General features: G+C 70.7%; 13 protein-coding genes. 7 read left to right on the top strand and 6 right to left on the bottom strand.

Going from position 1 to position 13498, the window contains the following annotated elements:
• Positions 1-16: 16 nt before the first annotated feature.
• Positions 17-1021, top strand: coding sequence for a type I pantothenate kinase (gene coaA, locus AC1MGR_RS20915; protein WP_108035069.1), 1005 nt, complete (start codon positions 17-19; stop codon positions 1019-1021).
• Between the two features lie 19 nt (positions 1022-1040).
• Here the strand turns inward: coaA and thpR are convergent, their stop codons facing one another.
• Complete coding sequence (thpR, locus tag AC1MGR_RS20910) at positions 1041-1580, bottom strand: RNA 2',3'-cyclic phosphodiesterase (protein WP_480232804.1); 540 nt, start codon at positions 1578-1580, stop codon at positions 1041-1043.
• 4 nt (positions 1581-1584) lie between these two features.
• Positions 1585-2265 (bottom strand): arylesterase, encoded by a 681-nt coding sequence (locus tag AC1MGR_RS20905; RefSeq protein ID WP_480232803.1) that lies wholly within the window; start codon positions 2263-2265, stop codon positions 1585-1587.
• Between the two features lie 110 nt (positions 2266-2375).
• On the opposite strand from AC1MGR_RS20905, the gene AC1MGR_RS20900 reads away from it, so the two are divergent.
• Together AC1MGR_RS20900 and AC1MGR_RS20895 are read left to right on the top strand one after the other, a co-directional pair.
• A complete protein-coding gene (locus tag AC1MGR_RS20900; RefSeq protein ID WP_480232802.1) occupies positions 2376-3089 on the top strand; it encodes an ABC transporter ATP-binding protein in 714 nt (237 codons plus the stop codon).
• 4 nt (positions 3090-3093) lie between these two features.
• Entirely contained in the window at positions 3094-5670 is a 2577-nt protein-coding gene (locus tag AC1MGR_RS20895) for an ABC transporter permease (protein ID WP_480232801.1), read from the top strand.
• Positions 5671-5676: 6 nt separating this feature from the next.
• Here the strand turns inward: AC1MGR_RS20895 and AC1MGR_RS20890 are convergent, their stop codons facing one another.
• On the bottom strand, positions 5677-6663 hold the full coding sequence (locus AC1MGR_RS20890) for an aldo/keto reductase (protein WP_480232800.1): 987 nt from the start codon (positions 6661-6663) through the stop codon (positions 5677-5679).
• Between the two features lie 100 nt (positions 6664-6763).
• On the opposite strand from AC1MGR_RS20890, the gene AC1MGR_RS20885 reads away from it, so the two are divergent.
• A complete protein-coding gene (locus AC1MGR_RS20885) occupies positions 6764-7675 on the top strand; it encodes a LysR family transcriptional regulator (protein WP_480232799.1) in 912 nt (303 codons plus the stop codon).
• On the opposite strand, the gene AC1MGR_RS20880 is transcribed toward AC1MGR_RS20885, so the two are convergent.
• Complete coding sequence (locus AC1MGR_RS20880) at positions 7659-8843, bottom strand: hypothetical protein (protein ID WP_480232798.1); 1185 nt, start codon at positions 8841-8843, stop codon at positions 7659-7661. The two genes, AC1MGR_RS20885 and AC1MGR_RS20880, sit on opposite strands and share 17 nt — an antisense overlap.
• A gap of 119 nt (positions 8844-8962) precedes the next feature.
• Between AC1MGR_RS20880 and AC1MGR_RS20875 the strand changes: the two genes are divergently transcribed.
• The 3 genes from AC1MGR_RS20875 to der all read left to right on the top strand — a co-directional run bounded on the left by AC1MGR_RS20875 (position 8963) and on the right by der (position 11868).
• Positions 8963-9571: an NnrU family protein gene (locus AC1MGR_RS20875; RefSeq protein WP_480232797.1), complete on the top strand. Its 609-nt coding sequence runs from the start codon at positions 8963-8965 to the stop codon at positions 9569-9571.
• Between the two features lie 178 nt (positions 9572-9749).
• Positions 9750-10463 carry a tetratricopeptide repeat protein gene (locus AC1MGR_RS20870; RefSeq protein WP_480232796.1) on the top strand — a complete coding sequence of 238 codons (714 nt, stop codon included), beginning with the start codon at positions 9750-9752 and terminating at the stop codon, positions 10461-10463.
• Positions 10464-10509: 46 nt separating this feature from the next.
• Positions 10510-11868 (top strand): ribosome biogenesis GTPase Der, encoded by a 1359-nt coding sequence (gene der / locus AC1MGR_RS20865; RefSeq protein WP_108034931.1) that lies wholly within the window; start codon positions 10510-10512, stop codon positions 11866-11868.
• A 16-nt stretch (positions 11869-11884) separates the two neighbouring features.
• Here der and AC1MGR_RS20860 read toward each other — a convergent pair whose 3' ends face one another.
• On the bottom strand, positions 11885-13012 hold the full coding sequence (locus tag AC1MGR_RS20860; protein ID WP_480232795.1) for a carboxylate-amine ligase: 1128 nt from the start codon (positions 13010-13012) through the stop codon (positions 11885-11887).
• Between the two features lie 36 nt (positions 13013-13048).
• A complete protein-coding gene (locus tag AC1MGR_RS20855; RefSeq protein WP_480232794.1) occupies positions 13049-13468 on the bottom strand; it encodes a dihydrofolate reductase in 420 nt (139 codons plus the stop codon).
• Between the last annotated feature and the right edge of the window lie 30 nt (positions 13469-13498).

Raw genomic sequence — 13498 nt, 5'->3', positions numbered from 1 at the left:
CGAATCGCCCATCACGATGCCGCCCGTCGCGACGGAACGCCCGACGGCCCAGGGCCAGGACCCAGTCACCGGTCAGGGTTCCGAGCGGCTCTCGCCCTATCGCTTGTTCACGCGCGAGGAATGGGCGCAGCTGCGCGCCGACACGCCGCTGACCCTGGCGGCGGAGGAGGTGGCGCGGCTGCAATCTCTCAACGATCCGATCTCGGTTGAGGAGGTGGAAGCGATCTACCTGCCGCTCTCGCGCCTGCTCTCGCTCTACGTCGCGGCGACCCAAGGCCTGTTCAAGGCGACACAGCGCTTCCTGCTCGCCGAGCACGAGACCAAGGTGCCCTACATCATCGGCCTCGCCGGATCGGTCGCCGTCGGCAAATCGACCTCCGCGCGCGTGCTGGCTGCGTTGCTGGCGCGCTGGCCCAACACCCCAAAGGTCGATCTCATCACCACCGACGGCTTCCTGCTGCCCAATGCCGAGCTGAAGCGGATGGGAGCGATGGAGCGCAAGGGTTTTCCCGAGAGCTACGACACCGCCGCGCTGCTGCGTTTCCTCACCGACATCAAGGCCGGTAAGAAGCGGGTCGCGGCGCCGCTCTATTCGCACCTCGTCTATGATGTGGTGCAGGGCGAGGAGCGGGTCATCGAATCCCCCGACATCCTCATCGTCGAGGGCCTGAACGTCCTGCAGCCGGCGCGCCTGCCCCGCGACGGTACCGCGATCCCGTTCGTCTCCGACTTCTTCGACTTCTCGATCTACCTCGACGGCCACGAGGACGACCTGCACCGCTGGTACGTGAATCGGTTCCTGCGCCTGCGCCAGACCGCTTTCCGCGATCCGCTCTCCTATTTTCGCAAGTACGCCGAGGTGACGGAATCCGAGGCGATCGAGATCGCCGATACGCTCTGGACGACGATCAACCTGCCAAACCTGCGCGACAACATCCTGCCGACCCGGCAACGGGCGAGCCTGATCCTGGCCAAGGGGGCGAGCCACCGCATCGAGTCGGTGGCGCTGCGTCGGCTCTGACCTTTCCGCTGGGGCGCTCCTATCCGAACGGGTAGGCCGCCTCGACCACGTAGGGGCCGCCGCCTCTCGATTCCCTTGCCGAGAAGAGCGCCACCCGCTCGGCCATGAACGTAAGGGGCGTAAACAGGCCGCGCTCACCCAGATAGGCAGCCACATCCTCTGCGCCGGCCTCGCGTCGCAGGCGTGCGAGCGTGACGTGCGGCGTGAACTTGCGCCGTTCCGGCTCGGCCCCGGCTTGGCGAGCCAGGCGTTCCTGTTCGGCCTGAAGGTCGAGAAGTTCCGGGGACGGCAGTACCGTGGCGAGGATCGCGCGCGGCCTGTCGCCGCCGAAGCTCGCCAAACCGTCGAGGGTCACCGCGAAGGGAGACCGGGGTCGCGCCTCGATCAGGCGCTCGTGCACCGCCTCCGCGACCTCGACCTCGACATCCCCAAGGAAGCGCAGGGTGATGTGATAGTCCGAGGGCTCGATCCAGCGGCTTCCGCGCAGCGCGCCGCGCTTCAGGGCCAGCGCCTGCGCAAGGTTGGGTGGAATTTCGAGTCCGGTGAACAGGCGGGGCACGGACTCAGCGCGCCTGCGTGTGAAGACGATCGAGGAAGGTCTCGACCGTCGGCAACATGCCGGCCACGATCGTCTCGACGCCCTTGGCGTTCGGATGCAGGCCATCGTCGAGGTGGGCTTGCCGGTCGCCGACGATGCCGTCGAGGAAGAACGGGTAGAGGACGAGGTCGTAGCGCTTGGCGAGATCCGGGTAGATCGCGTCGAAGCGCGTGACGTAGTCCGGCCCGAGGTTGGGGGAGGCCTTCATGCCCGCGAGCAGGACGGGGATGCCGCGTGCCTTCAGCCGGGCGATCATTGCGTCGAGGGCTTTCTGCGTCACGGCCGGGTCGGTGCCGCGCAGCATGTCGTTGGCGCCGAGTTCGAGGATGACGCCGTTAGTGTCGTCGGGGACCGACCAGTCGAGGCGATCGAGGCCGCCGGTCGTGGTGTCGCCCGAGACACCCGCATTCGCCACCGTGACGGCACGCCCGCGTGCCTTCAGGGCCCGCTCCAGCACCACCGGGAAGGCCGCGTTCGCAGGAAGACGATATCCGGCGGTCAGGCTGTCTCCGAATGCCACCAGCTTGACGGGCGGCGTGTCCGGTGTGGCGCTCAAGGGGACAGGGGCGAGACTGACTGCGGCAAAGAGCGTCATGAGAGCGGCGAGGCCGAGACCGGCATGGCGCACCGCCCATGGGCGGACCATATCGGCGAGGCGTGAGACTCCACACAGACCCATTCGATCACAACCCCGACCCTTGCATTCACCTTGCCCGCCGTCACGACGACGCCAGCTGCACACAGATCGGTCGCCCGTTGAAGTCCGACAACCCCACCGCGCCGACGGCGCAGACCATCGCCCTCTCCGATATCGACCTCAGCCTCGGCCGCGGGGCGGCGCGGGTCCATGTCCTGCGTGGAATTTCCCTCGAGGTGGCGCCGGGCGAAGCAGTGGGTCTCGTGGGTCCCTCGGGCTCGGGCAAGTCGACCCTGCTGATGCTCATGGCGGGCCTGGAGCGGCCGGATTCGGGGCGCATCTTCGTCGAGGGCACGGACCTCGGCAGCCTCGACGAAGATGCCCTGGCGCGCTTTCGCGGGCGCCGCATCGGCATCGTGTTTCAGGCCTTTCATCTCGTTCCGACGATGACGGCCCTGGAGAACGTGGCGCTGCCCCTCGAACTCGCCGACCAGCCCGACGCACATCGCCGGGCACAGGTCGAGCTGGAGGCGGTCGGACTCGGCCACCGCCTGCATCACTATCCGGCCCAGCTCTCGGGCGGCGAGCAGCAGCGCGTCGCCATCGCGCGGGCCATCGCACCCAACCCTGCGATCCTCGTGGCCGACGAGCCGACCGGCAATCTCGATGAGGCGACCGGTCGTCAGATCGTCGACCTCCTCTTCGCCCTGAAGCGAGACCGCGGCGCGACCCTGGTGCTCGTCACCCACGACCCCGGACTCGCACGCCTCTGCGACCGCACCGTCCGCCTCCGCTCCGGCCGGGTGGAACTGCCAGTACCCGTGCAGGCCTGAGCCGATGCATGGCACCCTGCCCAAGCCGAGCGGACGGTCCTCACGGGGGCGCATTCCGCTCACCCTGCGCCTCGCGCTTCGTGAATTGCGCGGCGGGCTGGCGGGTTTCACCGTGTTCCTCGCCTGCATCGCCCTCGGCGTCGCGGCCATCGCCGGCGTCGCCTCGATCTCGCGCTCCCTCACCGACGGTCTCGGACGGGAGGGCGCGCGCATCCTCGGCGGCGATCTCACCTACAGCCTGATCAACCGGGCGGCGACGCCCGAGGAGCGCGCCGCCCTGGACGCGCAGGGTCGCGTCTCCGTGGTGACGACCCTGCGGGCCATGGCCGTGGCCGGCGAGACCGGCGCTGCCCTGGTCGAGCTGAAAGCGGTCGGCGCCGACTATCCTACCACCGGCGAACTCGTCACCGATCCGGCCGAGCCGCTCGCCGATCTCCTGGCCGAGCGCGACGGCGCCGACGGCGCGGTGGCGGATCCGGCCCTGCTCACCCGCCTCGACCTGAAGGTCGGTGACCGGATCACCATCACGGGCAAGCCGTTCGTGATCCGCGCCACCCTCGTGTCGGAGCCCGATCGCATCGCCAACGGCATCGGCTTCGGTCCCCGGGTCCTGATCACGCACGAGGCCCTGGCGGCCTCCGGCCTGATCCGGCCGGGCAGCCTGAACCGCTGGAGCTACCGCCTGCAGATTCCGGGAGCCGGGGACGCCGACCTGGAGACGCGCGCCGCCGCCATCGCAAAGGCCGCCCCAGATGCGGGCTGGGAAATGCGGGCGCGCACCAACGCGGATCCGCGCTTTGCCAAGAGCATCGAGCGTTTCACCCAGTTCCTCACCCTGGTCGGCCTGACCGCGCTCATCGTCGGCGGCGTGGGGGTCGCCAATGCGGTCGCTGCCTTCGTCGAGCGAAAGCGCGGCTCCATCGCAACCCTGAAGAGCGTCGGTGCGCCGGGTGGGCAAGTGGTGGTGCTGTACCTGACTCAGGTCCTCCTGATCGCCGCCCTGGGAATCGCGATCGGCCTTGCGGTGGGCGCGCTCCTGCCCTTCGTTCTCGATGCGCTGTTCCACGATGCGCTGCCGCTGCCGCTGAATCCGACCGTCGCGCCCGGCGAGCTCGCTCTAGCCGCTGCTTATGGATTCCTGACGGCGCTCGCCTTCGCCATCCTGCCCCTGGGGCGCGCCCATGACATTCCCGTCTCCGGGCTGTTCCGGGACGTGGTCGATCCGGGCTCCGCCCGCACCCGGCTGCGCTATCGCCTGATCCTGGCCGCCGCCCTCCTGGGGTTGGTCGGGCTGGCCCTGGTCACCGCCTACGACCGGCGTCTGGCGCTCATCTTCATCGTCGCCGCCGGGCTTGCCTTCGCGCTGCTGCGCCTCGTCGCCCTCGGGTTGATGGCGGTGGCGCGACGCCTCCCCCGCCCGCGCCTGGCGGCCCCCCGCATGGCCTTGGCAAACCTGCATCGGCCGGGAGCGCTCACCCCCGCCATCGTGCTCTCCCTCGGCCTGGGCGTGACGCTGCTCGTCACCCTGAGCCTCATCGATGCCAACGTCCGGCGGACGTTGACGAATTCCCTGCCGGCCAAGGCGCCGAACCTGTTCTTCCTCGATATCCCCTCGAGCGATGCGGACGCGTTCCACGCCTTCCTCGGCGGCCTGTCGCCTGGGGCGAAGATCGAGCGTGTTCCCATGATGCGGGGGCGGATCACCGCCCTGAACGGCGTGCCGGCCGGCGAGATCAAGGCGCCAGAGGACGCCGCCTGGGTGCTCGACGGGGACCGCGGCATCACCTACGCCGACGACCTCCCGGAGGGGTCTTCGTTGGTCGCCGGACACTGGTGGACCGCCGAGGAGGCTCGGACGCCGCTGGTGTCCTTCGATGCCGAACTGGCGGGCAAGCTCAACCTCGACGTCGGCAGCACCGTGAGCGTCAACGTCCTGGGGCGGACGCTGACGGCCAAGATCGCCAACCTGCGCAAGGTCGAGTGGCGCTCGCTCGGCATCAACTTCGTCATGGTGTTCTCGCCCGGGACGTTCCGGGGCGCGCCGCACTCCGACCTCGCGACCCTCACCCTTCCGAACGGACCCGACGCCAAGGCCGAGGCCACGATCCTCCGGGATGTGGCCCGAACCTATCCATCGGTCACCAGCGTGCGGGTGAAGGAGGCCCTGGAGGCCGTGAGCGACATCGTCGCCAAGCTGGTCCTGGCCATTCGCGGCGCCAGTGGCATCGCCGTGGTGGCGAGCCTGTTCGTCCTGGCCGGCGCCCTCGCCGCCGGCCACCGGGCCCGGCTCTACGACGCCGTCGTGCTCAAGACCCTGGGCGCCACGCGGGGCCGGCTGCTGGCGGCCTACACCCTCGAATACGGCGCCCTCGGGCTCGCGACGGCGATCTTCGGGCTCGCCGCCGGCACCCTCGCGGGCTGGGTCATCGTCACCCGGGTGATGAAGCTCGCGTTCACCCTCGACCTGTCGGGGGCGATCGTCGCGGCGGCCCTCGCGGTCGCGTTCGCCATTATCCTCGGTCTCGCAGGGACTTGGCGCATCCTCGGCCAGAAGCCGGCGCCCTACCTGCGCCAGTTCTGACGGTCGTCACAGGACCTCGATGCCGGCGGTTCCCCCTGCGGCGTAGCGGGCGCCGGCGACCGAATCGGGGTGGAACAGCCCGTCGAGATCGGCGATCTCGGGCGGCGTGAGCGCCAGATCCATGGCCGCGGCGTTCTCGGCGAGGCGGTCCACCCGTCGGGTGCCGGGGATCGGCACGACGCCCGGGGACCGATCGACGAGCCAGGCGAGGGCGATCTGGCCGGGACGGGCGTTCCGGCGCGCCGCGATGGCGCCGAGCCCGTCGAGCAAGCGCTGATTCCGGGCCAGGGCGTCGGTTTGGAAGCGCGGATTGCCCCTGCGGAAATCGTCCGCGGCGAGCCGCGCCGGGTCGAGATTCCCGGCGAGGACGCCGCGGCCGAGCGGTGCGTATGCCACGAAGGTGACGTCGAGGTCGCGGCAGGTCTGCAGCATTCCGTCCTCGGGCGCACGGCTCCAGAGGGAATACTCGCTCTGGACCGCCGCGATCGGGTGAATCGCATGGGCGGCCCGCAGGGTTTCGGGCGAGACCTCGGAGAGGCCGAGTCCGCGCACCTTGCCCTGCTCGACCAGGCGCGCCATCGCGCCGATCATCTCGGCCAGCGGAGTCTCCGGGTTGCGGCGGTGGCAGTAGTAGAGATCGATGGTCTCGACGCCGAGTCGGCGCAGCGACGCTTCGCAGGCCGCGGTGAGATAGGCCGGCGTGTTGTCGATCCGGCGCTCGGTGCTGCCCGGGGCGCGGACGATCCCGAACTTGGTGGCGAGCACGACCCGGCCGCGCCGGCCCTTGAGGAAGCGCCCGAGCAGGGTCTCGTTGTGGCCGAGGCCGTAGGTGTCGGCGGTGTCCAGGAGGCCGTAGCCGCGGTCGAGCGCTGCCGCGAGGGTGTTGAGGGATTCGGTCTCTTCGGACGGCCCGTAGAACTCGGACATCCCCATGCAGCCGAGGCCGGGGACGGAGACGGTGAGGCCGGTCTGGCCGAGGGGCTGCTGTCGCATCGCGGTGCCTGGGTTCGGGGTTCGCCGCGCCGGTGTGTCACGGCGCCGGATCGGCGATAAAATCAATGCTCCGGGACGAACCGTTGAGCGAGACTCATCAATGCAGCGTGCCGACCTCGCGGACCTGGCGGCCTTCGCGGCCATTGCCCGGCACGGCAGCTTCCGGCGGGCTGCGCTCGAACTCGGCGTCTCGACCTCCGCGCTGAGCCATGCCCTGCGGGCACTGGAGACCCGGATGGGTGTGCGTCTGCTCCACCGGACCACCCGCAGCGTCGCGGCGACCGAGGCGGGGGCAGCCCTGCTGGCCCGGATCGGACCGGCCCTGGACGAGATCGCCGCGGCGGTCGGGGCCGCGGGCGCGTTCCGCGAGACCCTCGGTGGCGTCCTGCGCTTCAATGCGCCACGCTCGGCCTGCCGCCTCGTCCTGATGCCGCTGGTGGCGCGCTACCTCGCGCGTCATCCCGGCGTCCGCGTCGAGGTGACGGCGGACGATGCGCTGACCGACGTGGTGGCGGCCGGCTTCGATGCCGGCATCCGGTTCGGCGAGCACCTCGCCGGCGACATGATCGCGGTGCCGCTCGGAGGCCCCCAGCGCTTCGCCCTGGTGGGCGCTCCCGCCTACCTGGCCGGGCGCCCGACGCCCGAGGAGCCGGCCGATCTCGTGGAGCACCGCTGCATCCGGCAGCGCTTTCCCGGCGGCGCCCTGTATCGCTGGGAGCTCGAGAAGGATGGCCGCGCGCTGGCGGTGTCCGTCGACGGTCCCCTCATCGTCAACGATCAGGCGATGATCGTGCAGGCGGCCCTGGCGGGGCTCGGCCTCGGACTGGTCTTCGAAGACAGCGTCGCCGACCACCTCGCGTCCGGCCGCCTGGTCCGGCTGATGCCCGAGTGGTGCCCGAGCTTCCCCGGATTGTTCCTCTACTATGCCGGCCGGCGTCAGATCCCGCCGCCGCTGCAGGCCTTCATCGACCTCGTGCGGCGGCCGGAGGCCGGGCTCACGGCCAGACCTTGATCGCGAGATTGCGCCGCAGGAGATCCCGGTCGGAGGTGATGGTGCAGCCCTCGGTGCGCAGGGTGACGTAGGTGAGGAAGGCCGTGTCGCCGGCGTCGTCGAAGTTGCGGCCCCGGGCGTCGGGGTCGAGCAGCGACGGGTAGGCGATCAGTCCGCCGGGCGCCCGGCAGGGATCGTCGTACAGGGTGGCGCCGGCCAGGAGCAGGCGCGGCGCGTCCCAGGCCAAGAGGTCGCGGGAGGTGGTCCAGTAGAAGCCGGATTGTGGAAATCCCGGTTGGGCCTTGGCCATGAAGATCGCGATCCAGGCGCCGCTGCCCCGGTGGCGCACCACGGCCCCGACCGGCGTCGGGAACGGCGCCACGGGCGCGCAGGTCGCCGCCGCCTTGACGGGCTTCGCGTAGGGGTCGGGGAAGGCCGCCGTGAAGCCGGTGCCGGTCCAGGCACGCCAGCTCGCCGGGTCGGCGGGATCGCGGCTGCGGAACAGGCAGACCCCCGCGGACTGGTCGCTGCCCGGCTGGGTCCAGCCCGTCGTGGAGGCCAGGAAGTAGCGCCAGGTCCCGTCCGAAAAGATGTTCGACGGATTGAAGAAGCCGCGATGGCTGCCCTGCCCGACCTCCTGGCGGAAGGGGGCGCCGGCGACCACCACCGGCGGGGCCGCGCGGGTGAAGCTGCGCCCGCCGTCTGTCGAGGCGGCCGCCACCACGCTGTTGTACCAGCAGGCCATGTAGTCCTTGGCGCGGCAGCGCCCCGGATGCTCGTTGGCCCGGTACTCGTGATGGACCAGTGCGGAAACGGCGCGCCCGTCGTCGGTCCAGGTCGCGGTGATCCACGAGGCGTCGTCGTAGGCCGCGGGATCGGCATTGCCGCCGGATTCGAGCACCACCGCGCAGTCCAGTTTCAGCGCGTCCAGGCGGGGGCCGCGGAAGGCGCGGTTCCGGTAATGCATCCCGAACAGGGCGACCGCGCCGGAAGCCTCGCGGAAGGCGCGGGACGAGGCGTCGGGGACGTCGACCCCGTCGCAGGCGTCGCGGCCGGCCTTGAACACCACCACCGGGGGCCCGACCAGGGTCAGGGCGGAGAGCGGCGGCTCGGGCGCCGCCCGGGCCGGGCCGGCGAGGCAGAGGAGGCCGAGCAGGAAGCCGGCCGCGGAGGGAAGGGGGCGCGTCATCGGGTGTGCCTGGACATCGGCGGCAGATTGCGTTTTGAACCGTTACAGTTGGATTGTGCGCAGGCGTTCGAGTCCGGGCCTGTCCACATGTCCCCGTCGACCGTCCGCGAAGGCCTTTCATGCTCCTCCTCATCCTCGGGCTCGTGCTCTTCCTCGGCACGCACGCCTTCTCCATGGCGCGGGCGCGGCGGGCGCGGGTGATCGATCAGGTCGGCGAGGGACGCTACAAGCTCGCCTACACCCTGTCGTCCCTCCTGGGCCTCGTGCTGATCGCCTACGGCTTCCATCTCTATCGCGAGTCCGGCTACATCGCCGTCTGGAACCCGCCGGTCTGGACCCGCCACCTAGCCCTGCTCCTGACCGCCCTGGCCTTCGTCGCCCTGGCCTCCGCCTACCTGCCGGGTCACATCCGCGCCCGGGCCAAGCACCCGATGCTGCTGGCCGTGAAGATCTGGGCCACCGCGCACCTGCTGGCCAACGGCGATCTCGGCTCGATCCTGCTGTTCGGCAGCTTCCTCGCCTGGGCGGTGATGGCCCGGATCAGCGCCAAGCGACGGGCGCTCGCACCCGGGGCCGTGGCCGCGCAGCATGGCGGGCCCGCCGCCGCACCGGCCGGCTGGCGCAACGACGCCCTGGCGGTGGTGATCGGCCTCGGCGTCTGGTTCGTGTTCGCGCGCTACCTGCATCCGCTGCTGATCGGCGTCGCTGCCTGGCCCGGTCAGGCCTGAGGCGGATCCGGAGCCCTCGCGCCGCGCCGAGGCCGGTCGCAACCCGTCGAGGCGGGTAACGCCGTATCCGAGCGGGTCGCCCGCGTGGAAGCCGGTCGCCAACGGCCCGCGCCTGTGATAGGCGCAGGCCTTCATCTTCATGCAGCGGCCGCTCGGTTCCCGATCGGCGTGAGACGACATGGCCGAAAACAACGAGTTCATCCGCGAGGTCAACGAGGACTATCGCCGCGATCAGGTCGCCGAGATCTGGCGCCGCTACAGCGGCGTGATCATCGCCCTGGCGATCCTCGTGGTGGCCGCCGTCGGCGGCTGGCGCTACTGGCAGCACGACCAGCGCGTGCGCGCCGAGGCGGCGTCCGAGCGCTTCGAGGTCGCCAACCGCCTCGCCCGCGAGGGCAAGACGGCGGAGGCCGACAAGGCTTTCGCGGCGATCGAGAGCGATGCGCCCTCGGGCTACGCCCTCCTGGCGCGCTTCCGCTCCGCCACCGAGACCGCCAAGGGCGATCCGAAGGCCGGTGCCGCCGAGTACGACGCCCTGGCCAACGACACCAAGGTGAGCACCGGCCTGCGCGACCTCGCCCGCCTGCGCTCGGCCCTGCTGCGCCTCGACGGCGCGGAGCCCGACGCCGCCCTGGCGACGCTCCAGGGCCTCGCCGCGCCGAACGGCCCGTTCCGCCACACCGCCCGCGAGATGCTGGGGCTCGTCGCCCTGAAGCGCGGCGACTACGACGGCGCCGGCCGCTGGTTCGACCAGATCAACGCCGACCCGCAGACGCCGCAGAACCTGCGCCAGCGCATCGAGGTCTACGCGGCCCTGGTGGCCGGCGGACCCGTCACCGTGACCGCTGCGGCCCCCGCCGCCCCGGCCGCTCCCCCACCCGTCACGCGCTGAGCCCTCGACCCGCTTCTCCCGGACGCCTGATCGAAACGAGCACACCATGGATATGCCGACCGTCGCGATCGTCGGACGGCCGAACGTCGGCAAGTCGACCCTGTTCAACCGCCTCGTGGGCAAGAAGCTCGCCCTGGTGGATGACCGCCCCGGCGTGACCCGCGATCGGCGCGAGGGCGACGTCAATTTCGGTGGTCTCGTCTTCCGCATCATCGACACCGCCGGCCTCGAAGAGGCCGATCCCGGCTCGCTGATCGGCCGGATGCGTGCGCAGACCGAGGCCGCGATCCTCGAGGCCGACGTGGTGCTGTTCGTGATCGACGCCCGCGCGGGCGTGCTCCCGGCCGACCAGCCCTTCGCCGAGATGGTGCGCCGCGCCGGCTGCCCGGTGATCCTCATCGCCAACAAGGCGGAGGGCGGTGCCGGCCTGTCCGGCGCCTACGAGGCGTTCTCGCTGGGCCTCGGCGACCCAATCCCGTTCTCGGCCGAGCACGGCGAGGGCATCGGCGAGTTGCACGACGCGCTGATCGAATCCCTGCCGAAGCCGGACGACGAGGACGAGGACTACGACGACGATCCGTCGAACCGCTCCCTCAAGGTCGCCATCGTCGGCCGCCCCAATGCGGGCAAGTCCACGCTGATCAACCGGATGCTCGGCGAGGAGCGCCTCCTCGTGGGTCCCGAGGCGGGAATCACCCGCGACTCGATCTCCCTCGACTGGGAATGGCGGGGCCGCCGGATCAAGCTCCACGACACCGCCGGCATGCGTCGCAAGGCGCGCATCGACGACAAGCTCGAGAAGCTCGCGGTCTCGGACGGCCTGCGCGCCGTGCGCTTCGCCGAGGTGGTGGTGGTGCTCCTCGACGCCACGATCCCGTTCGAGAAGCAGGACCTGACCATCGTCGACCTGATCGAGAGCGAGGGCCGCGCCCTCGTCATCGGCCTGAACAAGTGGGACCTCGTCGCCGACCAGAACGGTCTCCTGAAGAAGCTGCGCGAGGACTGCACCCGCCTGCTGCCCCAGGTCCGCGGCGTCGCCGTGGTGCCGCTCTCCGGTCTCGCGGGCGAGGGCATCGACAAGCTGATGCAGGCGGTGACCAACGCCGAGGAGACCTGGAGCACCCGCGTCTCGACCTCGCGGATCAACGACTGGCTCAGCGAGGCGCTGCAGCGCAATCCGCCCCCGGCGGTCTCGGGCCGGCGCATCAAGATCCGCTACGCCACCCAGGTGAAGAGCCGCCCGCCCCACTTCGCCCTGTTTGGCAACCAGCTCGACGGCCTGCCGAAATCCTACACCCGCTACCTCGTCAACGGCCTGCGCGAATCGTTCGCGCTGCCGGGCACGCCGATCCGGCTCTCGCTGCGGACTTCGAAGAACCCGTTCGACCGCGAGAACAAGGGCTGAGGCTCGGGCGCACCGCTCAGGCGGTGCCGCAGGTCGTCTCCGACAGCCAGTCCACCACCGCGTCGAGGGCCTGGCGGTTGGAGGTGTCGCCGTTGCGCGTCGCTTCGAAGGTCGCGATCTGGCGCTCGGCGCTGGTGCCGTTCGTGAGGATGCTCCGGGCCTGGGCGACCTCCGGCTCGCAGCCGAGGGCGGCGGCATCCTCCGCGATGAGCGCCAGGAGGGTATCCAGGGCCTGCGCGAAGGGCAGGGCCTCCTCGCTCGCCTCGTCGATCAGCTCGGCCTCGGTGCCGCTGCGCTGCGCCCGCCACAGGTTCTCCTGGGCCAGCGCCCGCGAGACGCCGTCGAGGTTCGCGTTGAGGTCCAGCCGGCGCACCACGAGGCGCACGAGGCAGCGGTAGAGTGCCGCGATGGTGAGCGCGTCCTCCAGCCGGGAGCAGGAATCGGCGATCCGCAATTCCAGCGTCGGGAACTTGATGGAGGGGCGGAGTGACCACCACAGGAAGCTGGCATCCTGGATCGAGCCCGCCCGGGTCATGATGCGGACGTAGCGTTCGTAGGCCGCCGTGTCGGTGAAGAGATCGGGCAGGCCGGTGCGCGGCAACTCGCCGAAGGCGCTCAGGCGATAGGCGCTGAGGCCCGTCGGCTTGCCCTGCCAGAACGGCGAGGAGGCCGAGAGCGCGAGCAGCAGCGGCTGGTAGGGTAGCAGCCGGTTCATCAGGTCGATGCGGGCGTCGGGGTCCGGCACCTCGACGTGGACGTGCATGCCGCAGATCAGGCTGCGGCGCCCGGCGAGGCCGACGTCGCGCAGGATGCCGCGATAGCGGTCGCCCTTGGTGGGGAGCTGGCGCGCCCAGTCGGCCACCGGATGGGTGCCGGCCGCGAAGACCAGGAGGCCGTGCTCGCGCCCGAGCTTGCCCAGGGCCGAGCGCTGGCGGGCGAGGACGTCGCGCGCCTGGGCGAAATCGGTGGAGGGCGGGGTGCAGACCTCGACCTGGCACTGGAGCAGTTCGCGCCCGATCTCGGGCAGTTCCTCGCCGGCCTGGACGTGGAACGGCTTCACCGAACGACGCGGGGTGCCGCGCGTCTCCGCATCCGCCAGGAAGTATTCCTCCTCGATGCCGAAGCGGTAGGGGGCTGAGGTCATCGGGAGCCTTGTGGAATGGTCGCTCCCCTCAACCCGTCAGGAGACGGTTTGTGCCCGCGCGGGGCCGCCCACGAGCCAGGCCGGGTCGAACCAGCGGTCGGCCTCGCCGTCATAGGGCAGGCGGGTGATGTCCCAGTGCTGGATGTACTGGGCGTAGACGTCCCAGACCGCGATGCCGCCGCCCACGAAGATGCGCCGCCCGGGATAGCGCGCCAGCACGGCCTCCGGGTCCTCGTGGCTGCGGATGACGTCGATGGTCCGGTCCTTGAACGCGAAGTCCGGCACCGACGCGACGGTCTTCGGCCCCGCGATCAGGACGTGGCCCATGGTGATGGCGAAGAACCGCGTCACGTCCTCCACGAAGAGCGGATCGGTGTTGCCCTCCCAGGGCAGGTGCCCGTTCAGGCCGAGCTGTCCGCGGAGGCCGATGGCGCAGATGCAGCGAACGTCGATCATGGGTGTCTCGGGAAACGGGAGCAGGGGGGA

Source organism: Methylobacterium sp. BI1 (assembly GCF_056680125.1).
This window is presented reverse-complemented; position numbering and strand designations above follow the sequence as displayed.